We start from the raw sequence: 24,937 nt of genomic DNA on the forward strand, positions 1-24,937 counted from the left end.
GTCCCCGCTGGCAACACGCTCGGAGCGTAAGCGTGGCAACCGGCCACCGCGACCGGGGACGGGCCACAGGGAGGGGACACCGTGGAGCACACGGACCGAAGAGACACGGAACCGGAATCCGCCCCGGCGGCCGACCCGACAGCGGAGCCGGCGGCCGCCGACGGCGATCAGCCCGGACCGGGGCCGAGGAGAACGCGGCTGCGCCGCGTCCGCCGCATCACCCTCGCCGTCCTCTTCATCCTCCTCGTCCCCCTCCTCACCGCCGAGACCGCCCTCCGCGTCAACTACATGGGCGACCCCGCCGACGGCACCCACACCCGCGACCGCGACGCGATCTGGCTCGGCCACGCCTGGGTCGACGGCCGCAAGGACGACGCGGACCTCGCCGCCTTCGCCCGCCGCGTCAAGGCGACCGGCATCCGCGACCTGTACGTCCACACCGGCCCGATGGAGCACGACGGCACGCTGCCCGAGGCGCTCTACCCGAGGGCCCGCTGGCTGATCGACGCCGTGCACCGGGAGATGCCCGGCGTCCGCGTCCAGGCATTCCTCGGCGACGTCCTCGCCACCGAGAGCCCCGACGGCATGCGCCTGGAGAAGGCCGCCACCCGCGCCGCCGTCGTCGACTCGGCCCGCCAGGTCCTGGACGTCGGCTACGACGGCGTCCACCTGGACCTGGAGCCGCTGCACTCGGGCGACCGGAACTACCTCTCCCTCCTGGACGACGTACGCGCCGTCACCCGGGAGCGGGACGCCCAGCTCTCCGTCGCCGCCCACCAGATCGACCCGCTCCCGGGCTTCCACTCCTTCTGGGGCACGGTCGCCGGACACCCCAAGTGGTGGTCCCAGAAGTTCTTCGGCCAGGTCGCCCGCCGCGTCGACCAGATCGCCGTCATGTCGTACGACACCATGCAGCCCCTGGAGAGCCTGTACGGCGGCTACGTCGCCCAGCAGACCTCGCTGGCCCTGGAGGCCACCCCGCCGACGACCCACCTCCTGATGGGCCTGCCCTTCTACCACGAGAACCGCTTCGGCCACTGGGCGCACGCGGAGACCGTCGCCGCCGCCGTCCGCGGCGTCCGCCTGGGCCTGTCCCGCACGGACGCCGACCGGGAGCGGTTCGGCGTCGCCGCCTACATCGACTTCGCGGCGACGGAGCAGGACTGGACGTCGTACCGCGAGGGCTGGGTCCGCTAGGAACCCTCCCGGGACCGGCGCCCGATCTTCGACCCCAGCCACACCAGCGGGTCGTACTTGCGGTCCACGGCCCGCTCCTTCAGCGGGATCAGCGCGTTGTCCGTGATCCGGATGCCCTCCGGGCAGACCTCCGTGCAGCACTTGGTGATGTTGCAGTAGCCGAGGCCGTGCTCGTCCTGGGCCGTGCGCGAGCGGTCCAGGCCGGTGTCCCCGGCCGCGTCCAGCGGGTGCATGTCCAGTTCGGCGACGCGCATGAGGAAGCGCGGGCCCGCGAAGGCGGGCTTGTTCTCCTCGTGGTCGCGGACCACATGGCAGGTGTCCTGGCACAGGAAGCACTCGATGCACTTGCGGAACTCCTGCGAGCGGTCCACGTCCTGCTGCATCATGCGGTACTCGCCGGGACCGAGGTCGGCGGGCGGCACGAAGGCCGGGATCTCCCGCGCCTTGGTGTAGTTGAAGCCGACGTCCGTCACCAGGTCGCGGACGACGGGAAAGGCCCGCAGCGGCGTGACGGTGACCGTCTCCTCGCGGGTGAAGACGGACATGCGGGTCATGCACAGCAGCCGGGGGCGGCCGTTGACCTCCGCGGAGCACGAACCGCACTTGCCCGCCTTGCAGTTCCAGCGCACCGCGAGGTCGGGGGCCCGGGTGGCCTGGATGCGGTGGATGATGTCGAGGACCACCTCGCCGTCGTTCACCTCGACCGTGAAGTCCTGGAGGCCGCCGCCCTCCACGTCACCGCGCCACACCTTGAAACGGGCCTCGTAGCCGCTCATTCGCCCAGGCCCTCCAGTTCGTCGTCGGCGAGGTACTTCACCAGCTCCTCCTTCTCGAAGAGGGCGAGCAGGTCGGGCCGGACGGGTTCGGTGGTCCGCCGCTCCAGACGGATCACGCCCTGCTCCCGGTCCGCCGCCAGGGCGTCCCCGGGACCGCCCGGACCGGCCGGGTCGCCCGCCGGACCGGCCAGCGAGCACATCAGGTTGGCCCGGCGCCAGCGCCGGTCCATCGACGGATGGTCCTCACGGGTGTGCCCGCCGCGCGACTCGGTGCGTTCCAGGGCCGCCCGCGCCACGCACTCGCTGACCAGCAGCATGTTGCGCAGGTCCAGGGCGAGGTGCCAGCCCGGGTTGAACTGCCGGTGCCCCTCCACACCGGCCCGGCGGGCCCGCGCCCGCAGCTCGGCCAGCTTGCGCAGGGCCTGTTCCATCTCCGGCTCCCGGCGGATGATGCCGACCAGGTCGTTCATCGTCTGCTGGAGTTCCTGGTGGAGGGTGTACGGGTTCTCCGGCGGGCCCGCCTCGGGCTCCCGCGTCTCCGCGGAGAACGGCCGCAGCGCCTCCGCGGCGGCGGCGTCGACCTGCGCGGCGTCGACCCGGGCGCGCGCCCCGTCGTCCGTGCGCCCCGCCGCGTGGTCGGCCGCGTAACGGCCCGCCCGGCGCCCGAACACCAGCAGGTCGGACAGCGAGTTGCCGCCCAGCCGGTTGGAGCCGTGCATGCCGCCGGCCACCTCACCCGCCGCGTACAGCCCCGGCACCCCGCGCGCGGCGGCCGTGTCCGAGTCCACGGCGACGCCGCCCATCACGTAGTGGCAGGTGGGACCGACCTCCATCGCCTCCGCCGTGATGTCGACGTCGGCCAGCTCCTTGAACTGGTGGTACATGGAGGGCAGCCGGCGCCGGATCACCTCGGCGGGCATCCGGGTCGACACGTCGAGGAAGACCCCGCCGTGCGGCGAGCCCCGGCCCTCCTTCACCTCGGCGTTGATCGCGCGGGCCACCTCGTCGCGGGGGAGCAGCTCGGGCGGGCGCCGGTTGTGGTCGGGGTCGTCGTACCAGCGGTCGCCCTCCTCCTCCGACTCGGCGTACTTCTCCTTGAAGACGTCGGGGACGTAGTCGAACATGAACCGCTTGCCGTCCGAGTTCCTCAGTACTCCGCCGTCGCCGCGCACCGACTCGGTGACGAGGATGCCCTTCACCGAGGGCGGCCAGACCATCCCCGTCGGGTGGAACTGCACGAACTCCATGTTCAGCAGGGGCGCCCCGGCCAGCAGCGCCAGGGCGTGGCCGTCGCCCGTGTACTCCCACGAGTTCGACGTGACCTTGAAGGACTTGCCGATGCCGCCCGTGGCGATCACCACGGAGGGCGCCTGGAGGACGAAGAAGCGGCCGGTCTCGCGCTCGTAGCCGAAGACGCCCGAGACGCTCCGGCCGTCCTTGAGGACGCGGGTGACCGTGCACTCCTGGAAGACCTTGAGGCGGGACTCGTGGTCCCCGGTCTCCCGGAAGTCCTCCTGCTGGAGCGAGACGATCTTCTGCTGGAGGGTGCGGATCAGCTCCAGGCCGGTGCGGTCGCCGACGTGGGCGAGGCGCGGGTACTCGTGCCCGCCGAAGTTGCGCTGCGAGATCCGGCCGTCCTTCGTACGGTCGAACAGCGCGCCCCACGTCTCCAGCTCCCACACCCGCTGCGGGGCCTCCTGGGCGTGCAGCTCGGCCATCCGCCACTGGTTGAGGAACTTGCCGCCGCGCATGGTGTCGCGGAAGTGGACCTGCCAGTCGTCGCCGGAGTTGACGTTGCCCATGGAGGCGGCGATGCCGCCCTCGGCCATCACGGTGTGCGCCTTGCCGAACAGCGACTTGCAGACCACGGCCGTACGGGCACCCCGCTCGCGGGCCTCGATCGCGGCGCGCAGCCCGGCGCCGCCCGCGCCCACCACGACGACGTCCCATTCCTGCCGGTCGACCACGGACATCAGAACAACCTCGGATCGTCGAAGACGCCGGACGCGACGAGATACACGTAGAAGTCGGCGAGCGCCACGCTCACCAGCGACGCCCAGGCGAGCTGCATGTGCCGGGCGTTGAGCCTGCCGACCCACTGCCACATCCGGTAGCGCACCGGATGCCGCGAGAAGTGCTTGAGCTTGCCGCCGACGATGTGCCGGCACGAGTGGCAGGAGAGGGTGTACGCCCAGATCAGCGCGATGTTGGCGAGGAACACCAGGGTGCCGAGCCCCATGTGGCCCCAGGCGTAGTGCTCGTCGCGGAAGGCGAGCACGGTGTCGTAGCTGAGGATGCCCGCGACCAGGAGCGCCGCGTAGAAGAAGTACCGGTGGACGTTCTGCAGGATCAGCGGGAAGCGGGTCTCGCCGGTGTACTTCCGGTGCGGCTCGGCCACCGCGCAGGCCGGCGGGGACGCCCAGAAGCCCCGGTAGTAGGCCTTGCGGTAGTAGTAGCAGGTCAGGCGGAAGCCGAGCGGGAAGATCAGGATGATGATGGCGGGGGAGATGCCCCACCAGGTGCCGAAGATCTCCCAGTTGGGCCCGGAGCGCATCGGCTCGCAGCTCTCCGCCAGACAGGGGGAGTAGAAGGGCGAGACGTAGGGGGCCGCGTAGTAGTCGGTGTTCGCGAAGGCCCGCCAGGTCGAGTAGACGACGAAGGCCAGCAGGCCCGCCGCGGTGGCGGCCGGGGCCAGCCACCAGCGGTCGGTGCGCAGGTGCGGGGCGCGGATGGTGGCGCGCGTCGGGAAGTGGACGCCGCCGCCCGGGGGATGGGCGTCGGTGGCTGGACGTTCCGTACCAGTGGCCACTGGGCGACTCCGGTCGGTCGGGTCGGGTTGCGGGCCTGTCTTGTCTCCCGGAGCGGGCCCTAGGGGGCGCGGCGGTCGCGGGCGCCGAGGCCCTCGTCGTCCGAGTCCGTCCACAGCGAGCCGTCGTACGGCGTGTCGGGGATCGGGACGAGGTCCGGGCGCCTGGGCGCGTCCGGTGCCGCTGCCCGCAGCAGGGCCACGCTCTCGCGCAGGTGGTCGGCGTCGGTGCGGACCCTGCGGACCTCCAGGCCGCCGGGGCCCAGCTGCCTCTCCAGCCGGGTCACCGCCCGGGCCAGCTCGTCCAGGCTGCGCTGCACCGATGACAGGTCGTCGTGCACGGACATGACGTGACCTCACTTCCGCCGGACAGGGCGCGGACACGGCAGGGGCCGGTCCCGGGTGGCGACGTTCATGCGCCTGCGAGTGTCGCGCGTCACACCAGTCGCTGGGAAGGGATGTGCGGCGATTGGCCGGGGCGCGTCGGTGCACCGCGGGTGGCGTTGCGCCGCACGGGTGGCGTTGCACACCGCCGTCGCCGTGTCTCCCCGCGTCGCCGAACCGTTTCCTCTTCAGTGGCCGCATCCCTCGTCCGGATACAAATGATCAACTTGAATACCGCAAATACGGCGTATCGCTTCGTATCGCGCATATGCCGCCACGAGCGATCACCACGGCCGCGGCCTTCCGGAGGTAGCAGAGATGTCCCACGTCGGCGTCGGACCGCGCGCGCTCATGCGCTCGGTCGCCTTCCTCACCGCGGGGGCCCTCGCGGTCCCCGCGCTGGCCGGCTGCACCTCCGAGGACTCGTCGGGCAAGCCGCTCGCCGAGCAGGACGTCGCCGCCGCGGCCCGCGCCCGGATCTCCGACGGCGGCACCCTGCGCTGGGCCGTGGACTCGGTGCCGGAGACGCTGAACGCCTTCCAGTCGGACGCCGACGCCACCACCACCCGCGTCGCGCAGGCCGTGCTGCCCGCGATGTACCGGACGGACGAGACCGGCCGGGCGGTGCGCGACGCCGACTACCTGGAGTCCGCCGAGGTCGTCGACACCGAGCCCAAGCAGGTCGTCGTCTACAAGCTGAACCAGCAGGCCGTCTGGAGCGACGGCCGGGAGATCGGCGCCGCGGACTTCGCCGCCCAGTGGCGTGCCCTGTCCGGCAAGGACAGCGCTTACTGGACCGCCCGCAACGCGGGCTACGACCGCATCGAGAAGATCGAGCGCGGGGCGAACGACCTGGAGGTCAAGGTCACCTTCAGCCGGCCCTACGCCGACTGGAAGGCCCTGTTCACGCCCCTGTACCCGAAGGACGTCATGGGCACCCCCGACGCCTTCAACGACGGCGCGCGCCGGGCGCTCAAGGTCACCGCGGGACCCTTCGCCGTCAAGAAGGTCGACACCAAGGACGACCGGGTCGTCCTCACCGGCAACCCCCGCTGGTGGGGCGAGCCGGCGAAGCTGGACCGGATCGAGCTGCGCGCCGTGCCCCGCGACGAACGGGTCTCCGAACTGGTCGCCGGCAAGCTCGACCTGGCGGAGATCGACCCGGAGACCGCCGACGAGGTCACCCTGGCCGCCGCACCCCCGGGCCCCGCCACCGGCGCCCCGGTCATGGGCCCCGAGGGCACCCCCGCCGCGGGCTCGGGCGGCGCACCGGCGCAGGCGCCGCAGGGCAGGTCCGCCGCACAGGCGCTGCGCTCCTGGGCCGTCGCCAACGGCTCCGACGAGGAGGCCGCCGAGGAGGAGGTCCTCGCGCGCGAGAAGCGGCGCAAGGCCGAGGCGAAGGCCCAGCGCAGGCAGAAGGCACTGAGCGGCTTCGAGGTCCGCAAGTCGCTGGAGCCCGCCTACACCCAGCTCGCCCTCAACGGCGCCGACGGCCCCCTCGCCGACGAACGCGTCCGCCGCGCCGTCGCCCGCGCCCTGGACCGCGGGAAGCTGGCCGAGGCGGTCCTGGGGCCGCTGGGTCTGCCCGCCGAGCCCGTGGGCAGCCACCTCGCGCTCGCCGGCCAGCCCGCCTACGCCGACGGCAGCGGCGCACTCGGCGAGCAGAACGCCAAGGAGGCCCGGGCCCTGCTGGCCGACGCCGGCTGGGTTCCCGGCGGCCCGGTGAAGAAGGCCGAGAAGGGCGAGAAGGCGGCCGGCGCCGAGAAGGACGAGGACGACAAGGACGAGAAGAAGTCCGAGGGCGGCGACGAGGGCACGTACATCGTCGGCGAGGACGACAAGAACGACGGCGGCGCCGAGGACGGCAAGGACGGCGCCGACCAGGAGAGCGGCGAGAAGCACAGCAGCGGCAAGAACACCGCGCAGGGCGGCGCACCCGGCGCCTACGCCCCCAAGGGCACCGCGGCCCCGGCCGGGTCGGCGGCGGCCCCCCTCGCCAAGGACGGCAAGGCGCTCACGCTGCGCTTCGTGCTCCCCTCCGGCCCCGGCTCCGAGACGCTGCGCACCGTGGCGGACCGCATCACGGGCATGCTGAAGAAGATCGGCATCACCACCGACATCACGAAGGTGCCGGACGAGAGCTACTTCAAGGACCACATCGCCTCCGGCGAGTACGACCTGGCGCTCTACTCCTGGCCCGCCTCCGCCTTCCCCGCCACCGACGCCCGCCCCATCTACGCCAAGCCCGTCCCCGCCGCCGACGGCTCCCTGAACGTCGCGCAGAACTACACCAGGGTCGGCACCGACCAGGTCGACCAGCTCTTCGACCGGGCCATGGCCACCCTGGACCAGAAGGAGTCCCGGGACCTGCTGCGCAAGGCCGACTCGCGGATCTGGGCGGCGGCCGGTTCCGTCCCGCTCTACCAGCGCCCGCAGCTGATGGTGGCGCGCAAGAGCCTGGCCAACGCGGGAGCCTTCGGCTTCGAGACGCCGGTGTACGAGGACATGGGCTTCCTCAAGAAGGGCGCCCAGGGCTCCAGGCCCTCCGCCTCGCCCTCGTCCTGACCCTCCCGACCTGCCCGGACACGGCTTGCCGGGTCCGGGCGGGCCGCACCCGGCAAGCCGCAGTCCCCGGGGCCCCGTACCATTGGGTGAGGCCGTGGCATGTACCGCCCGGCAGGCCCGCGTGACACGGACGTCCGCGAGGGCCGTCCTCACACCCTCCGGGAGTACGCCTCATATGACCGCGTCTGCAACGCGTCACGACATCCGCAACGTCGCCATCGTTGCCCACGTCGACCACGGCAAGACCACGATCGTCGACGGAATGCTCAAGCAGGCCGGCGCCTTCGCCGCGCACCAGCTCGACTCCGTCGACGACCGCATGATGGACTCGAACGACCTGGAGCGTGAGAAGGGCATCACGATCCTGGCCAAGAACACCGCGGTGAAGTACCACCCGAAGGCCGGCGGGGACCCGATCACGATCAACATCATCGACACCCCCGGCCACGCCGACTTCGGTGGCGAGGTCGAGCGCGGTCTGTCGATGGTCGACGGCGTCGTCCTGCTGGTGGACGCCTCCGAGGGCCCGCTGCCGCAGACCCGGTTCGTGCTGCGCAAGGCGCTCAGCCAGCGGCTGCCGATCATCCTCTGCATCAACAAGACGGACCGTCCCGACGCCCGGATCGACGAGGTCGTCAACGAGACGTACGACCTCTTCCTCGACCTGGACGCCGACGAGGAGCAGATCGAGTTCCCGATCGTCTACGCGTGCGGCCGGGACGGCGTCGCCTCCCTCACCAAGCCCGACGACGGCACGGTCCCCTCCGACTCCACCAGCCTGGAGCCGTTCTTCTCGACGATCCTGGACTACATCCCGGCGCCGACCTACGACGAGGACGCCCCCCTCCAGGCCCACGTCACCAACCTGGACGCCGACAACTTCCTCGGCCGTATCGCCCTGCTGCGCGTCCACCAGGGCGAGCTGAAGAAGGGCCAGACCGTCGCCTGGATGAAGCGCGACGGCTCCGTGCAGAACGTGCGGATCTCCGAGCTGATGATGACCGAGGCGCTCACCCGCAAGCCCGCCGAGAAGGCCGGCCCCGGTGACATCTGCGCGGTCGCCGGCATCCCGGAGATCATGATCGGCGAAACCCTGGCCGACCAGGAGAACCCGGTCCCGCTGCCGCTGATCACGGTCGACGAGCCCGCGATCTCCATGACCATCGGCACCAACACCTCCCCGCTGGTCGGCCGCGGCGCCACCGGCAAGGGCGCCGACAACAAGGCGGTCGTCAAGGACCGCAAGGTCACCGCCCGCCAGGTCAAGGACCGCCTGGACCGCGAGCTGATCGGCAACGTCTCGCTCCGCGTCCTGGACACCGAGCGCCCGGACGCCTGGGAGGTGCAGGGCCGCGGCGAGCTGGCGCTGGCCATCCTGGTCGAGCAGATGCGCCGCGAGGGCTTCGAGCTGACCATCGGCAAGCCGCAGGTCGTCACCAAGGAGGTCGAGGGCAAGACGTACGAGCCCGTCGAGCGCATGACGATCGACGTGCCCGAGGAGCACATGGGCGCGGTCACGCAGCTGATGGGCGTGCGCAAGGGCCGGATGGACAACATGTCCAACCACGGTTCCGGCTGGGTCCGCATGGAGTTCGTGGTCCCCTCGCGCGGCCTGATCGGATTCCGGACGGAGTTCCTCACCCAGACCCGCGGCACCGGCATCGCGCACTCCATCCACGAGGGCCACGAGCCCTGGTTCGGCACCCTCACGACCCGCAACAACGGTTCGCTGGTCGCCGACCGCTCCGGTGCCGTCACCGCGTTCGCGATGACCAACCTCCAGGAGCGCGGCGTCCTGTTCACGGACCCCGGCACCGAGGTGTACGAGGGCATGATCGTCGGCGAGAACTCCCGCGCCGACGACATGGACGTCAACATCACCAAGGAGAAGAAGCTCACCAACATGCGGTCGTCCTCGGCCGACTCCTTCGAGGCGATCGTCCCGCCGCGCAAGCTCTCGCTGGAGCAGTCGCTGGAGTTCTGCCGCGACGACGAGTGCGTCGAGGTGACCCCGGAGGCCGTCCGTATCCGCAAGGTGAACCTGGACGGCCGCGAGCGCGCCCGCGCCGCGAGCCGCGCCAAGCACGGCTGACCCGCCCCTCGCACGACGAACGGCACCGGACGCCACGGATCACGTGGGGTTCGGTGCCGTCGGCGTTCGGCGTCCGGCGTTCCGCGCCGGCATAGGGAAAACCCTAGATTTCCCCGCGGGCCCCCGCCGGGCGGGCCGGTCCGCACTAACCTGCGCGAAAGCACTCCGCCCCGAGCGCCGACGTACCGCCGCGTCCGGGGGCTCGGCGGGCGGTGTCGACGGGTGTTCCCGGCGCGAGACATACCTGTGGGTCAGCTTGCACCCACCGCACGTTACGCGCAATCAATTTCCACCGAGCGGACGTCCGCTATACGGACGGTCACCTCCGTTAGATGTGTAACAAGTCCGTTTCGCAGCGATCTCGTACCAAACCCTTTGTCCGGATTTTGAAAGATCTGGCCCCTATCTGTGATCGAACCGAGACCTCGAACCTGTGGTTCGTTCCCCGGAGGATGGCAGATAGTTAGGCGCGTAGAGCTCGGATAAACGGGTCACGCGCTGACGGGGCGCAGGCTCGCGAGCGTGAGGACGCCCGACGATCTCATCACCGGTCCATGGCCGAGATGTGTCGCGTGTTCCTCTTTGCGGTGAACCAGCGGATTCATGAGGAGGAACCCATGCGAGGTGCCACAAGCGCCATATGGGTCGCATCGTCCCCGATGGCAGGTGTAGGCCCCGCGGGTGCGTTCAGTGCCGTCACGGTTGATGCGGCAGCGGCCCGGCGTCGCGAACTTCCTTGACGTCGTGTGCCGCCGGTCGGTAGCCGCCGACCGCGAGCCAGGGTTCTCCGGGGGCCGTGCCGCCCCTCCGTCTTTGTTCCCCTCGCGCGCTGCGCATGACGTACGCCGTGCGAAGGCCGTCGGCCCCGTGCACTCCCGACGACCTCCTACCTGTGAAATGGACGAATCATGACGAGTCCAATCGAGATTGAGGGTGCTGAAGCCTCTTCCGTCTTGGACAAAGAGAGCGCGCCGCAAGGTGACGCCCCGAAGCCCAAGGAGCCGGAAGGGCGCAAGCCCGGCCAGTTGATGTGGGCGCGCTTCAAGCGCGACCGGGCCGGTGTGATCTCTGCCTTCGTCGTCCTGTTCTTCTTCGTGGTCGCGGCGGCGGCGCCGCTGATCTCGAAGATCTACGGCAAGAACCCGTACACGCTGTACGGGCAGGACAACCCCGACCTCCTGGACATGTTCACCATGCCCGCCGCGCCGTACGGCGGCATCGACGGCGACTTCTGGTTCGGCATCGAACCGGGCCTGGGCCGCGACGTGTTCACCCAGCTGCTGTACGGCATGCGCAACTCGATGGCCACCGCGCTGGCGGCGACCATCATCATGACGGTGCTGGGCGTCCTGATCGGCCTCGCCGGCGGCTACTTCGGCGGGAAGATCGACTACTGGCTCGGCCGGATCACCGACTTCTTCATGGCCCTGCCCAGCCAGCTCTTCTTCGTCGCCGCGATGCCCGTCATCACCACGGTGTTCGTCGCCCCGGACAAGGAGACGCCCACCTACGTGCGCGCCTCCGCGATCATCATCGTGCTGTCCTTCCTGGGCTGGATGAGCATGGCCCGCATCGTCCGCGGTGCCACGCTGTCCCTGCGCGACCGGGAGTTCATCGAGGCGGCCCGCATCTCCGGTGCCTCGCCCTGGCGCATCCTCCGCAAGGAACTGCTGCCCAACATCGTCACTCCGACGCTGGTACAGGCGACGCTGACGCTGCCGAGCACCATCCTCAGCATCGCGTTCCTGTCCTTCGTGGGTGTGGGCTACGTCGAGCCCACACCGGACTGGGGACGCATGTTCTCCATCGGCGCCAACATCGTCGAGCAGGACCCGTACTACATGCTCTTCCCCGGAATCGCCATGGTGATCTTCATCGTGGCCTTCAACCTCCTCGGTGACTCCGTGCGGGACGCCTTCGACCCCAAGGGAAACCGCTGAGGCCCAGGGGAACCCCCCACGTCCTCGCCCGGCCGGTCCGGCGCCGCTCAGCTCCCGGTCCCGGCCACGTACCAGCAGTGCTTCACTACTCACAGGCAGGTGGATTCGTCCCTATGAGCATTCTCCGTAACCGCACCGCGACGGCCGCGATAGTCGCGGTCGCCGCCGGCGCCCTGACCCTCACCGCCTGCGGTGGTGGCGACAGCGACAGCTCCGCCAAGGACAACAGCAAGAAGAAGGAAGACGCCAAGTCGCAGTCGAAGCCGGTCCAGATCGGCGACGCGCAGGCGTCCACCGGCCCGGCCCCCGAGGTCCCGGGTGCCAAGCCCGGCGGCGTCGCGACCGTCTACCAGGAGGCGGACTTCTCCCACCTGGACCCGGGCCAGATCTACGTCTCGGACGGCAAGCTGCTCAGCCGCCTGATCTTCCGCGGCCTGACCCAGTACGACGAGGACGAGAACGGCAACCTGACCGTCGTGGGCGACCTCGCCACCGACGCCGGCAAGCAGTCCGACGGCGGCAAGACCTGGACGTACACCCTCAAGGACAACTTGAAGGACGCGAACGGGAACCCGATCAACTCGGCGGACTTCCGCAACACGGTCGAGCGCCTGTACTCGACCTACATCACCGACGGCCCGACCTACCTGCAGCAGTGGCTGTCCGGTGAGGGCACCACCTACCGCGACGCCTACGCGGGCCCGGACAAGGGCAAGCACCTGCCCGACTCCGTCCTGGAGACGCCGGACGACAAGACGATCGTCTTCCACTTCAAGGACGCCCGCCCCGACCTCCCGCAGATGCTGACCATGCCCGGTTACAGCCTCGTCCCGGAGGAGACGGACACCAAGGCGAAGTACGACTCGGCGCCCGTCGCCGTCGGTCCGTACAAGATCGCGGAGTTCAAGCCCGGCAAGTCCATGAAGCTGGTCAAGAACACCCAGTGGGACCCCAAGTCCGACTCGGTGCGCCACCAGTACGTCGACGGCTTCAACATCGAGATGAACCACGACGACGAGGACCAGACCAAGACCCTCCTCGCCGACCAGGGTGGCGCCAAGAACGCCATGATGTTCACGGGCCAGGTCGCCACCACCCAGCTCCAGAAGGTCGTCGGCGACAAGCAGGCGATGCAGAACCGCACGATCCAGGGCTACGCCCCCTACGTGTGGCAGCTCAACTTCAACCTGGACCGCGTCAAGGACAAGAAGCTCCGTGACGCGATCACCCTGGCGCTGCCCTCCGCCTCGGTCTTCAAGGCCGACGGTGGTGCCTACGGCGGTGAGGTCGCCAACTCGCTGATGTCGCCCACGACCCCGGGCTACGACGGTGAATTCGACCCGTTCAACCGCCTCAAGAAGCCGAACGGCGACATCGAGGCCGCCAAGAAGCTGATCAAGGAAGGCGGCTTCGAGGGCAAGAGCCTCGTCTACGCCTACGGCAACACGCCGACCCGTCAGCAGCAGGCCGTCCTGATCGCCGACGCGCTGGAGAAGATCGGTCTGGACATCCAGAAGAAGGAGATCGACTCCGCCACCTGGTACGAGCAGGTCGGCAAGGTCAAGAACGGCTACGACCTGTACATGACCGGCTGGGGCCAGGACTGGCCGTCCGCCTCCACGGTCATCCCGCCGGTGTACGACGGCACGCAGATCCAGGACGGCGCGTCGAACTACTCGCACATCAACGACGAGCACGTCAACTCGGAGATCAAGCGCATCCAGAAGATCACCGACACGGCCGAGGCCACCAAGGCGTGGGCCGAGCTGAGCGAGTACATCTCCAAGGAAGTCAACCCGGCCGCCCCGATCTACTACACCAAGGTCTTCCAGATCTTCGGTTCGAACATCGGTGGCATCCGCTACAGCTCCGACTCGAGCTACGTGGACGTGACCCGGGTCTTCCTCAAGAAGTAGTCCGTCCGGTCGGGAAACCGGTGGTGGGCGCGCGGCGGAGCGCCCACCACCGGGCCCGGATCCCCACCAGACCTCCCCATCCGACTGCCGCAGTCCTGAGAGCAGCTGTCTGCCATGCTTCAATTCCTCATTCGCCGGTCCTTCGGCGCGGTCCTGATCCTGGTGTTGATCAGCGCCTTCACCTTCTTCATGTTCTTCGCGATCCCGCAGGACCCGGCCATGCTGGCCTGTGGCAAGAACTGCACTCCGGACGCGCTGGAGATCATCCACAAGAACCTGGGCCTCGACCAGCCGGTCACCGTCCAGTACTGGCACTTCCTGTCCGGCATCTTCACCGGCCGTGACTTCGCCGTCGGCCACTGCGACGCCCCCTGCTTCGGTGTCTCCTTCGCCAACGACCAGAACGTCTGGGACACGATCCTCGACCGCTTCCCGCTGACCGTCTCGCTGACCGTCGGCTCGCTGGTCGTCTTCCTCGTCCTCGGTCTCGGCGCCGGCCTGATCGCCGCCAAGAACCGCGGCACCTGGATCGACAAGGTCTTCAGCTCCGGCTCGCTGGTCGTCAGCTCCCTGCAGATCTACTTCCTCGGCCCGCTCGTGCTGCTCGCCGTGGTCTACAGCACCGGTTGGCTGGAGAAGCCGAAGTACGTGCCGATCTCCGAGGATGCCGCCGGCTGGTTCGCCGGTCTGCTGATCCCCTGGATCGTCATGGCGACCATCTTCACCGCCAACTACACGCGTATGAGCCGCTCCTCGATGATCGAGCAGCTTCAGGAAGAGCATGTGAAGGCGGCCCGGGCCAAGGGCATGTCGGGCAACTACACGTTCTTCCGCTACGCATGGCGCGGCTCGCTCGTCCCCATCGTCACCATCCTCGGTATCGACCTGTCCGCGCTGATGGGCGGCGGCATGGTGACCGAGATGACGTTCGGCCTGGCCGGGATCGGCCGGCTCGCGCTGGACTCCGTCACCAACAAGGACCTGCCGATGCTGATGGGCGTCATGCTCGTCAGTGCCGCGCTCATCATCGTCTTCAACCTGATCGTGGACGCCCTGTACGCCGTCATCGACCCGCGCGTGCGCCTGTCCTAGGAGAACCACCGTGACCACTCAGACCAAGCCCGAAGAGGCCCCGGCCGCCGCCGCGGGGGACGCGTTTCTCTCGGTGCGCGACCTCAAGGTCCACTTCTCCACCGAGGGCGGCGTCGTCAAGGCGGTGGACGGTCTCTCCTTCGACCTGGAGCGAGGCAAGACCCTCGGCATCGTCGGCGAGTCCGGCTCCGGCAAGTCGGTGACCAACCTGGCCGTCCTCGGCCTGCACGACCGCCGCAAGACCGCCATCGACGGCTCGATCACCCTGGACGGCCAGGAGCTGACCGACGCCGGCGAGAAGCAGCTGGAGAAGCTGCGCGGCAAGAAGATGGCGATGATCTTCCAGGACGCGCTGACCGCGCTGTCGCCGTACTACACGGTCGGCCGGCAGATCGCCGAGCCGTTCATGAAGCACAACGGCGCGTCCAAGAAGGACGCCCGGGTGCGCGCCATCGACCTGCTCGAGAAGGTCGGCATCCCGCACCCGAAGCAGCGGGTCGACGACTACCCGCACCAGTTCTCCGGCGGTATGCGCCAGCGCGCCATGATCGCGATGGCGCTGGCCTGCAACCCGGACCTGCTCATCGCCGACGAGCCCACCACGGCGCTCGACGTGACGGTGCAGGCGCAGATCCTCGACCTGCTCAAGGACCTCCAGCAGGAGTTCGGCTCCGCGATCATCATGATCACCCACGACCTGGGTGTGGTCGGCAACATGGCCGACGACATCCTGGTCATGTACGCGGGCCGGGCCGTCGAGCGCGGCACGGTCCGCGAGGTGCTCAAGTCGCCCCAGCACCCGTACACCTGGGGTCTGCTGGGTTCGATGCCGAGTCTGAAGTCCGACGTCGACGAGCCGCTGATGCCGATCCCGGGATCGCCGCCCTCGCTGATGAACCCGCCCTCGGGCTGCGCGTTCCACCCGCGGTGCGGCTTCACCGACCTGGTCTCCGGAGGCCGCTGCTCGGCGGACCGTCCGGTGCTGCCAGGGGGACGCGCCGCCGCCTGCCACCTGACGGGAGACCAGCGGCAGCAGGTGTTCATCGACAAGATTCAGCCCCGGCTGGGCTGAGCGGAAACCGGCGACTGGGGCATCACCATGAGCGACAAGAGCAACACGACCACAGCGGTCGCCGACTCCTTCCCGCAGCAGCGGGACGGTGACGGCACACCGCTCCTCAAGGTCAGCGGCCTGACGAAGCACTTCCCGATCAAGGGCGGCTTCCCGATCAAGCGCACCGTCGGCCACGTCAAGGCCGTCGACGGCATCGACCTCGAGGTCTACCCCGGCGAGAGCCTCGGCCTCGTCGGCGAGTCCGGCTGCGGCAAGTCCACCACCGGCCGGCTGCTGACCCGTCTGTACGAGCCCACCCAGGGCACGATCGAGTACAAGGGCCAGGACATCAGCCGCGCGGGCCGGCGGCAGCTGGCGCCGATCAGGTCCGAGATCCAGATGATCTTCCAGGACCCGTACGCGTCGCTGAACCCGCGGCAGACCGTCGGCACGATCATCTCGGGCCCGATGGAGATCAACGGGATCAACCCGCCCGGCGGCCGGGAGAAGCGCGTCCGCGAGCTCCTGGAGATCGTCGGTCTCAACCCGGAGCACTACAACCGCTTCCCGCACGAGTTCTCCGGCGGCCAGCGCCAGCGCATCGGCGTCGCGCGTGCCGTCGCCCTGCAGCCCAAGCTGATCGTCGCCGACGAGCCGGTCTCGGCCCTCGACGTGTCGATCCAGGCCCAGGTGGTGAACCTGCTGCAGGAGGTGCAGCGGGAGATGGGGATCGCGTTCGTCTTCATCGCGCACGACCTGGCGATCGTGCGGCACTTCTCGCAGCGCGTCGCGGTGATGTACCTGGGCAAGGTCGTGGAGATCGCGGACCGCGACTCGCTCTACAACCGGCCCCGCCACCCGTACACGCACGCCCTGCTGTCCGCCGTGCCGGACGCGGACATCGACGCGGAGAAGCGGGAGCGGATCCGGCTCGAGGGCGACGTGCCCTCGCCGATCTCGCCGCCGTCCGGCTGCCGGTTCCGTACCCGGTGCTGGAAGGCGCAGGACAAGTGCGCCACCGAGGAGCCGCCGCTCGTGCACCTCTCCGGAAACCGTGAGGGCCACCTGACGGCCTGCCACTTCCCGGAGGACCCCACGACGGAGGCCAGGTCCGAGGACATCGTCATGGACCCGGGCCTGAAGAGCATGGAGGACGGCGCCGACGGCGACGCGCTCTCCAAGAGCTGAACCGGCGCGAAGGGCGGCGGCGGGAGGACCTCTCCCGCCGCCGCCCTTCCGTATGCCGCCGAACCTCTCCCACCCGTCCGGCGGACACCCGCAACCCGTACGGACCGGACGAATGTGCGCCCCGGAGTGCGCCCCCCGAAGCTGGCCGGGAACGGACCAGCGGACGAGTCAGGGCACGAGGAGGCACTCCATGCGCGGAGCCACGCACGCCAGATGGGCCGCTTGCGCGGTGGCGGTCACCCTCGCGGCGACCGCCTGCGGGGGCGGTGGCGGGGACAGCGGCGGAAACGGCGGCGGCGTGCTCAGCTCCTCCTGGGGCGACCCCCAGAACCCGCTGGAGCCGGCCAACACCAACGAGGTGCAGGGCGGCAAGGTCCTCGACATGATCTTCCGCGGGCTGAAGCGGTACGACCCGGAGACCGGCGAGGCCAAGAACATGCTCGCCGAGAAGATCGAGACGTCCGACTCGCGGAACTTCACCGTCACCGTCAAGGACGGCTGGACCTTCAGCAACGGCGAGAAGGTCACCGCCCAGTCCTTCGTGGACGCCTGGAACTACGGCGCGAGCCTGAAGAACAACCAGCGCAACGCCTACTTCTTCGCCTACATCGACGGCTACGACAAGGCGCACCCCGAGAGCGGCTCGCAGAGCGCCGACACGCTCTCCGGGCTGAAGGTGACCGGCCCGCGCACCTTCACCATCAAGCTCAACCAGAAGTTCTCCAGCTTCCCCGACACCCTCGGCTACGCCGCCTTCGCCCCGCTGCCCAAGGCGTTCTTCGACAACCACGACGCCTGGCTGAAGAAGCCGGTCGGCAACGGCCCCTACCAGGTCGACAACTACACCCGGGGCTCCCAGATGTCCCTGCGCAAGTGGGACGGCTACCCCGGCGACGACAAGGCCCAGAACGGCGGCGTCGACCTGAAGGTCTACACGGACAACAACACCGCCTACACCGACCTGATGGCCGGCAACCTCGACCTCGTCGACGACGTGCCCGCCGCCCAGCTCAAGAACGTCAAGAGCGACCTCGGCGACCGGTACATCAACACCCCGGCCGGCATCATCCAGACCCTCGCCTTCCCGTTCTACGACAACGACTGGAACAAGTCCGGCTCCGAGAAGGTCCGCACGGGGCTGTCCATGGCCATCGACCGCAAGCAGATCACCGACACGATCTTCCAGCAGACCCGCACCCCGGCCACCGACTGGACCTCGCCGGTCCTCGGCAAGGACGGCGGCTACAAGGCGGGCCTGTGCGGCAGCGCCTGCGACTTCGACCCGGACGAGGCGAAGAAGCTGGTCAAGGAGGGCGGCGGGCTCCCCGGCGGCCAGGTGAAGATCACGTACAACGCCGACACCGGCTCCCACAAGCAGTGGGTCGACGCCGTCTGCAACTCCATCAACAACGCCCTGGGCAACGACAAGGCGTGCGTCGGCAACCCGGTCGGCACCTTCGCCGACTTCCGCAACCAGATCACCAACAAGAAGATGAGCGGCCCCTTCCGCGCCGGCTGGCAGATGGACTACCCGCTCATCCAGAACTTCCTCCAGCCGCTCTACTACACCAACGCCTCCTCCAACGACGGCAAGTGGTCCAACCAGAAGTTCGACGACCTCGTCGACCGGGCCAACGCCGAGACCGACACCGCCAAGGCCGTCGGCCTCTTCCAGCAGGCCGAGGAGGTCGTCCGGGACAACATGGCCGCCATCCCGCTCTGGTACCAGAACGGCAGCGCCGGCTACTCGGACCGGCTCTCCAACGTCAAGCTCAACCCGTTCAGCGTCCCGGTCTACAACGAGATCAAGGTCGGCTGAAGGGGGGCGGGCTCCATGGGACGCTACGTCGTCCGGCGGCTGCTCCAGATGATCCCGGTCTTCATCGGGGCCACGCTGCTGATCTTCCTGATGGTCAACGTGATGGGCGACCCCATCGCGGGACTGTGCGGCGACCGGGAGTGCGACCCGGCGACGGCCGCGCAACTGCGGCACGAGTTCGGCCTGGACCAGCCCGTGTGGCGGCAGTACGTCACCTACATGGGCAACGTCTTCACCGGCGACTTCGGCACCGCCTTCAACGGCCAGCCGGTCACCGAACTGATGGGGACGGCGTTCCCGGTCACCATCCGGCTCACCGTCGTCGCGATCCTCTTCGAGATCATCGTGGGGATCATCCTCGGCGTCGTCACCGGCCTGCGCCGCGGCCGCCCCGTCGACACCGGGGTCCTGCTCCTGACCCTCGTCGTCATCTCCGTGCCCACCTTCGTCACCGGCCTGCTGCTCCAGCTGCTGCTCGGCGTGAAGTGGGGCTGGATCGACCCGGCCGTCTCCTCCGAGGCGGCCTTCGGCGAGCTGATCGTCCCCGGCCTGGTCCTCGCCTCGGTGTCCCTGGCCTACGTCACCCGGCTGACCCGCACCTCCATCGCGGAGAACCGGCGCTCCGACTACGTCCGCACCGCCATCGCCAAGGGCCTGCCCCGCCACCGGGTCATCACCCGGCACCTGCTGCGCAACTCCCTCATCCCCGTCGTCACCTTCATCGGCACCGACATCGGCGCCCTGATGGGCGGCGCCATCGTCACCGAGCGGATCTTCAACATCCACGGCGTCGGCTACCAGCTCTACCAGGGCATCCTGCGCCAGAACACCCAGACCGTGGTCGGCTTCGTCACCGTCCTGGTCCTGGTCTTCCTGATCGCCAACCTCGTCGTCGACCTCCTGTACGCCGTACTCGACCCGAGGATCCGCTATGCCTGACCAGGAGCCCTACGAGCCCGAACGCGCCATCGCCGGCACCGGCATGGGCGGCACCATGGACCTCGGCACCAGCGAGGCGGTCACCCTGGAGCAGCCGCCGGGGCCGGACGGGGCCGACCCGCGGGACAAGCCCCGCAGCCTCTGGTCCGACGCCTGGCACGACCTGCGCCGCAACCCCGTCTTCATCATCTCCGCCCTGGTGATCCTCTTCCTGATCGTCATCTCCCTGTGGCCGTCCCTGATCGCCTCCGGCAGCCCCCTCACCTGCGACCTGGCCAAGGCCCAGGAGGGCTCCCAGTCCGGCCACCCCTTCGGCTTCAACGGCCAGGGCTGCGACGTCTACACCCGCACCGTCTACGGCGCCCGCACCTCCGTGGCCGTCGGCATCCTCGCCACCCTCGGCGTCGCCGTCCTCGGCAGCGTCCTCGGCGGGCTCGCCGGATTCTTCGGCGGTGCCGGGGACGCGGTCCTCTCCCGGATCACCGACGTCTTCTTCGCCATCCCGGTCGTCCTCGGCGGTCTCGTGCTGCTCTCCGTCATCACCAGCAACACCGTCTGGCCCGTCATCGGCTTCATCGTGCTGCTCGGCTGGCCGCAGATCTCCCGCATCGCCCGCGGCTCCGTCATCACCGCCAAGCAGAACGACTACGTCCAGGCCGCGCGGGCACTGGGCGCCTCCAACTCCCGCCTCCTGCTCCGCCACATCGCACCCAACGCGATCGCCCCCGTCATCGTCGTGGCGACCATCGCGCTCGGCACGTACATCTCCCTGGAGGCGACCCTGTCCTTCCTCGGCGTCGGCCTCAAACCGCCCAGCGTCTCCTGGGGCATCGACATCTCCGCGGCCGCTCCCTACGTCCGCAACGCCCCGCACGCCCTGCTGTGGCCCTCCGGCGCGCTCGCCATCACGGTCCTCGCGTTCATCATGCTCGGCGACGCGGTGCGCGACGCCCTCGACCCGAAGCTGAGGTGAGCCGCCGCATGCTGCTCGAAGTGCGCGACCTGCACGTGGAGTTCCACACCCGCGACGGCGTCGCCAAGGCCGTCAACGGCGTCAGCTACGGCGTGGACGCGGGCGAGACCCTCGCGGTACTCGGCGAGTCCGGATCCGGCAAGTCCGTCACCGCCCAGACCATCATGGGCATCCTCGACGTCCCGCCGGGCAGGGTCACCGCCGGAGAGATCCTCTTCGAGGGCCGGGACCTGCTGAAACTGAAGGAGGACGAACGCCGGAAGGTCCGCGGCGCCGAGATGGCGATGATCTTCCAGGACGCGCTGTCCTCGCTGAACCCCGTCCTGACCGTCGGCGCCCAGCTCGCCGAGATGTTCACCGTGCACCGCGGCATGTCCCGCAAGGACGCCCACGCCAAGGCCGTCGAGCTGATGGACCGGGTCCGCATCCCGGCCGCGAGAGAGCGGGTGCGGCAGTACCCGCACCAGTTCTCCGGCGGCATGCGCCAACGCATCATGATCGCCATGGCGATGGCCCTGGAACCCAAGCTGATCATCGCCGACGAACCGACGACCGCCCTCGACGTCACCGTCCAGGCCCAGGTCATGGACCTGCTCGCGGAACTGCAACGCGAGCTGCGGATGGGTCTGATCCTCATCACCCACGACCTCGGCGTGGTCGCCGACGTCGCCGACAAGATCGCCGTCATGTACGCGGGCCGCATCGTGGAGACGGCACCCGTCCACGACATCTACAAGGCCCCGGCCCACCCCTACACCCGCGGCCTGCTGGAGTCGATCCCGCGCCTGGACCAGAAGGGCCAGGAGCTCTACGCCATCAAGGGCCTGCCGCCCAACCTCACCCGCATCCCGCCCGGCTGCGCCTTCCATCCCCGCTGCCCGATGGCCCAGGACGTCTGCCGCACCGACGTGCCCCCGCTGTACGACGTCACGGAGTCCGACGCGGAGCGGGGCAGCGCCTGCCACTTCTGGAGGGAGTGCCTGCATGCCTGAGACCACCGAGCCGATCCTCGAGGTCAGCGGGCTGGTCAAGCACTACCCGCTGACCTCCGGCATCCTCTTCAAGAAGCAGGTCGGCGCGGTCAAGGCCGTCGACGGCGTCGACTTCGAACTCGCCCGCGGCGAAACCCTCGGCATCGTCGGCGAGTCCGGCTGCGGCAAGTCCACGGTCGCCAAGATGCTGGTCAGCCTGGAGAAGCCGACGGCCGGCGAGATCCGCTACAAGGGCGAGGACATCAGCCGCCTGTCGGGCAAGGCCCTGAGGTCCGTACGCCGCAACATCCAGATGGTCTTCCAGGACCCCTACACCTCCCTCAACCCGCGCATGACCGTGGGCGACATCATCGGCGAGGCGTACGACATCCACCCCGAGGTGGCGCCGAAGGGCGAGCGGCGCACACGGGTCCAGCACCTGCTGGACGTGGTGGGTCTGAACCCGGAGTACATCAACCGCTACCCGCACCAGTTCTCCGGCGGCCAGCGCCAGCGCATCGGCATCGCGCGGGGCCTCGCGCTGCGCCCGGAGATCATCGTCGCCGACGAGCCGGTCTCCGCCCTCGACGTCTCGGTGCAGGCCCAGGTGATCAACCTGATGGGCCGCCTCCAGGACGAGTTCGACCTCTCCTACATCTTCATCGCCCACGACCTCTCGATCGTCCGGCACATCTCGGACCGGGTCGGCGTGATGTACCTGGGCCGCATCGTCGAGACGGGCCGGGACGCGGAGATCTACGACCATCCCACCCACCCCTACACCCAGGCACTGCTGTCCGCCGTGCCGGTGCCCGACCCGGAGGCGCGGGAGCGCCGCGAGCGGATCATCCTCGCCGGGGACGTCCCCTCCCCGACCAACATCCCCTCCGGCTGCCGCTTCCGCACCCGCTGCTGGAAGGCGCGGGAGCGGTGCGCGCTGGAGGTCCCGGCCCTCGCGGTCCCCGCCGAGTTCCGGTCGGTCTCCGGGCCCGCCGCCCACGACTCGGCGTGCCACTTCGCGGAGGAGAAGCAGGTGGTGCCGCCCGAGGAGGCCGCACCGCGGGGCCCCCATGACGCGCACGGTCGGCGCGGTTCGCACCGGGAGGACGGTGAGAGTGGATGACACGGCGGGGCGGGCCGGGGCGAGGCGCAGCCGACCGTTGTGCACGCGCATGCGCAGGGCCAGAGCTTCCCAAGTTCAGAGCGCGAGTTCGCTTCTGGTCAGCCGCTCCATGAAAGAAGCCCCAGGTCAGGAACCTGGGGCTTCGTTGTTGTCTGGACCGGATCAGGCATCGCATGCTCACGCCATGCCTGTCGCTCGGTCAATGGAGCCGTGCAGGGAACGCCCCTCCGTAAAGCTCGTCGAGACCGAGGAGCAGCACGCCGTCCTCGTCCTGTGCTCCGCGTGACATCTCACGTCGCAACGAGTCGCTGAAGCCGGCTGCGCTGAAGCAGGCCAGCTGACATCGGCTGGTGTCCATGCCTCGTGCAGTAAGTACTTCCCGTGCCCGAGCCAGCCTCTCCAGGTGGCTCAGCCCCATGACGGTGCCCCATTTCGCCTCTCCGAGCAGGTGGACCGCCTGCTTGCTGCCCCCGGACCCGGGTTCCACCACGGCTACGTCGATCTGCGTCTGACGCCGCGCCACGGGGTCCGTCACCACGCCACCGCCCACCTCCCCCAGGGAGGAGCGGAGCAGGGCCCGGCCCGGCCCGAGGATGTACTCACGGCACACCGTCTCGAAGTGCGGTCCGGCCACCTGAGCCGCGAAGCGTTCCGCGGACTGCGCCCACACCTCTCGCGCCTGCCCGCTTTCCAGCCGCGCCCAGGCGGGCCGCATGACCGCCTCGTAGAAATTGATCAGCGGCTCGGTGATTCTGTACTGGGACTTCCCGGCCCGAAAGACGTCCGCTTCCCGCGCCAGGAGGTGACTGTCCTCCAGGACGTGAAGGGGGTGAGAGATGTCCACGGACTTACGGCCGATGTACCCCGCGATCCCTCCCCGGGTGGAGTTCCCCTGGGCCACCGCGGCAAGGACCGAGTGGTACAAGGCCGTGTCCCGGATGTCCGCTTCCTCGGCAAGCAGGTACCGGGCTTCCCGGAAGAGAGGGCTGAAGGGCGAGAGGACCGTACGGCAGATCCAGTCGTCGAACTCCTCCAGCCCGGCGGGGACGTCGTCCGCAAGGAACTGACGACGATAGGCAGGTGTGCCTCCGACCACGGCATGGAGACGGGCAGCGAGCGCGGGGTCGTCAGCGACCCCCCAGAATTCAGCCGCCGCCCTGTACCCGAAGGGCCTCACGACAAGCTCCAGTTGAGCTCGCCCCCGCAAGGGCGCAGTACTCGCCAACAGTCCGCCCATGACGGACATCGCTGACCCACACAGGAGAAGCCGCATCCGGCTCTGCTCAACCTGGAACCGGTCGACCTCCCGCTGGATTATCGACGGCAGCTCCGGAGCGGTCTTCGCCAAGTACGGAAATTCATCAATGACCACAAGTAGTGGCGCCTGAGAACTTCGCGGCGAGGCCAGCCCGAACAGGTAGGAGATCGCGTCGTCCCAGGTGGCAAAGGAGAAGGGGACCGGCGACCCCACATGATCGGCAAGAGCCGCAGCGAACTGGCGCAGGGATTCCACCTCCGTCGCCGCCGTTGCTCCAAAGTAGAAGCCCCCCTGCTGCTCGACCAGAGCGCGCAGCAAGTAGGTCTTGCCCATCCGCCGCCTGCCACTGACGATCCCGAGCATGGCGTGCGGCAGCGGCCGGCTCACGAAGGCGTCGAGAGCGTCCCACTCGACGCTCCGGTCGAAGACATGGGTCGGCTTGGTCGGGCGCGTGCGACTGGACACGAGGCACTCCTTTAGGAATGAACTCCTATGAAGTGTACTCCTAAGTCTTGTCCTCTCGCACGGAAAGGTACATGCACACCGCCAGGCCCAGAGTCCCGACCCCGACGAAGGTCCCGCCCCCGGCCGCCAGTGAATCCGCCGCCCCCACCTCCAGTTCCCGGAAGACCGCGAACGCGACGACGGCACCGAGGGCGGCACACAGGCCGACTAACGCAAGCCGATGCCGCCTCATGCCCGGACTCTCGCCACTCATGGAAGTACCTCTCCCTCGAAGTCGACCCGGCAGGAGGAGGAATCGGTGCGCCCGTCAGCGCACCACCCGCCCCGGGCATACCCGCTCGCTCGCCACGCATCAGTCAGTCCAGCGCGGCAACCGGTC

The 24,937-nt window shown here is 69.2% G+C and carries 18 protein-coding genes; 13 read left to right on the forward strand and 5 right to left on the reverse strand.

The window, feature by feature from the left end; genetic code table 11:
- The first annotated feature begins 81 nt into the window (after window positions 1–81).
- Window positions 82–1,197 (forward strand): glycoside hydrolase family 18 protein, encoded by a 1,116-nt coding sequence (locus BJ961_RS05475; protein ID WP_271320177.1) that lies wholly within the window; start codon window positions 82–84, stop codon window positions 1,195–1,197.
- On the opposite strand, the gene BJ961_RS05480 is transcribed toward BJ961_RS05475, so the two are convergent.
- The 4 genes from BJ961_RS05480 to BJ961_RS05495 are packed head-to-tail and all read right to left on the reverse strand — an operon-like array spanning window position 1,194 to window position 5,126.
- Window positions 1,194–1,973: a succinate dehydrogenase/fumarate reductase iron-sulfur subunit gene (locus BJ961_RS05480; protein WP_271320178.1), complete on the reverse strand. Its 780-nt coding sequence runs from the start codon at window positions 1,971–1,973 to the stop codon at window positions 1,194–1,196. The genes BJ961_RS05475 and BJ961_RS05480 overlap by 4 nt on opposite strands.
- Complete coding sequence (locus BJ961_RS05485; protein ID WP_271320179.1) at window positions 1,970–3,946, reverse strand: fumarate reductase/succinate dehydrogenase flavoprotein subunit; 1,977 nt, start codon at window positions 3,944–3,946, stop codon at window positions 1,970–1,972. The genes BJ961_RS05480 and BJ961_RS05485 overlap by 4 nt, the downstream gene beginning before the upstream one ends.
- Complete coding sequence (locus tag BJ961_RS05490) at window positions 3,946–4,782, reverse strand: hypothetical protein (RefSeq protein WP_271320180.1); 837 nt, start codon at window positions 4,780–4,782, stop codon at window positions 3,946–3,948. The genes BJ961_RS05485 and BJ961_RS05490 overlap by 1 nt, the downstream gene beginning before the upstream one ends.
- A gap of 59 nt (window positions 4,783–4,841) precedes the next feature.
- The gene (locus tag BJ961_RS05495) at window positions 4,842–5,126 is read right to left on the reverse strand and encodes a hypothetical protein (RefSeq protein ID WP_271320181.1); all 285 of its coding nucleotides are present in this window, start codon (window positions 5,124–5,126) and stop codon (window positions 4,842–4,844) included.
- Window positions 5,127–5,481: 355 nt separating this feature from the next.
- Here BJ961_RS05495 and BJ961_RS05500 point away from each other — a divergent pair, with 355 nt between their 5' ends.
- The 12 genes from BJ961_RS05500 to BJ961_RS05555 all read left to right on the forward strand — a co-directional run bounded on the left by BJ961_RS05500 (window position 5,482) and on the right by BJ961_RS05555 (window position 22,835).
- On the forward strand, window positions 5,482–7,728 hold the full coding sequence (locus BJ961_RS05500; RefSeq protein WP_271320182.1) for an ABC transporter family substrate-binding protein: 2,247 nt from the start codon (window positions 5,482–5,484) through the stop codon (window positions 7,726–7,728).
- Window positions 7,729–7,903: 175 nt separating this feature from the next.
- Window positions 7,904–9,820: a translational GTPase TypA gene (gene typA / locus BJ961_RS05505; RefSeq protein WP_271320183.1), complete on the forward strand. Its 1,917-nt coding sequence runs from the start codon at window positions 7,904–7,906 to the stop codon at window positions 9,818–9,820.
- 908 nt (window positions 9,821–10,728) lie between these two features.
- Entirely contained in the window at window positions 10,729–11,760 is a 1,032-nt protein-coding gene (locus BJ961_RS05510) for an ABC transporter permease (RefSeq protein ID WP_271320184.1), read from the forward strand.
- Between the two features lie 113 nt (window positions 11,761–11,873).
- On the forward strand, window positions 11,874–13,676 hold the full coding sequence (locus BJ961_RS05515) for an ABC transporter substrate-binding protein (protein WP_271320185.1): 1,803 nt from the start codon (window positions 11,874–11,876) through the stop codon (window positions 13,674–13,676).
- 114 nt (window positions 13,677–13,790) lie between these two features.
- A complete protein-coding gene (locus BJ961_RS05520; protein WP_271320186.1) occupies window positions 13,791–14,768 on the forward strand; it encodes an ABC transporter permease in 978 nt (325 codons plus the stop codon).
- A gap of 10 nt (window positions 14,769–14,778) precedes the next feature.
- Window positions 14,779–15,840: an ABC transporter ATP-binding protein gene (locus BJ961_RS05525; protein WP_271320187.1), complete on the forward strand. Its 1,062-nt coding sequence runs from the start codon at window positions 14,779–14,781 to the stop codon at window positions 15,838–15,840.
- 27 nt (window positions 15,841–15,867) lie between these two features.
- Window positions 15,868–17,010, forward strand: coding sequence for an ABC transporter ATP-binding protein (locus BJ961_RS05530; RefSeq protein ID WP_271320188.1), 1,143 nt, complete (start codon window positions 15,868–15,870; stop codon window positions 17,008–17,010).
- Between the two features lie 190 nt (window positions 17,011–17,200).
- Window positions 17,201–18,829, forward strand: coding sequence for a peptide ABC transporter substrate-binding protein (locus BJ961_RS05535; RefSeq protein ID WP_271320189.1), 1,629 nt, complete (start codon window positions 17,201–17,203; stop codon window positions 18,827–18,829).
- Between the two features lie 15 nt (window positions 18,830–18,844).
- On the forward strand, window positions 18,845–19,768 hold the full coding sequence (locus tag BJ961_RS05540; RefSeq protein ID WP_271320190.1) for an ABC transporter permease: 924 nt from the start codon (window positions 18,845–18,847) through the stop codon (window positions 19,766–19,768).
- Window positions 19,761–20,741, forward strand: coding sequence for an ABC transporter permease (locus BJ961_RS05545; RefSeq protein ID WP_271320191.1), 981 nt, complete (start codon window positions 19,761–19,763; stop codon window positions 20,739–20,741). The genes BJ961_RS05540 and BJ961_RS05545 overlap by 8 nt, the downstream gene beginning before the upstream one ends.
- Window positions 20,742–20,749: 8 nt before the next feature.
- Window positions 20,750–21,733: an ABC transporter ATP-binding protein gene (locus tag BJ961_RS05550; RefSeq protein ID WP_271320192.1), complete on the forward strand. Its 984-nt coding sequence runs from the start codon at window positions 20,750–20,752 to the stop codon at window positions 21,731–21,733.
- A complete protein-coding gene (locus BJ961_RS05555; protein WP_271320193.1) occupies window positions 21,726–22,835 on the forward strand; it encodes an ABC transporter ATP-binding protein in 1,110 nt (369 codons plus the stop codon). The genes BJ961_RS05550 and BJ961_RS05555 overlap by 8 nt, the downstream gene beginning before the upstream one ends.
- A 199-nt stretch (window positions 22,836–23,034) precedes the next feature.
- Here BJ961_RS05555 and BJ961_RS05560 read toward each other — a convergent pair whose 3' ends face one another.
- Window positions 23,035–24,558, reverse strand: a complete 1,524-nt coding sequence (locus tag BJ961_RS05560; protein ID WP_271320194.1) for an AAA family ATPase — start codon at window positions 24,556–24,558, stop codon at window positions 23,035–23,037.
- Between the last annotated feature and the right edge of the window lie 379 nt (window positions 24,559–24,937).

This window comes from Streptomyces lienomycini (genome assembly GCF_027947595.1).
In the GTDB taxonomy this organism is placed as follows: domain Bacteria; phylum Actinomycetota; class Actinomycetes; order Streptomycetales; family Streptomycetaceae; genus Streptomyces; species Streptomyces lienomycini.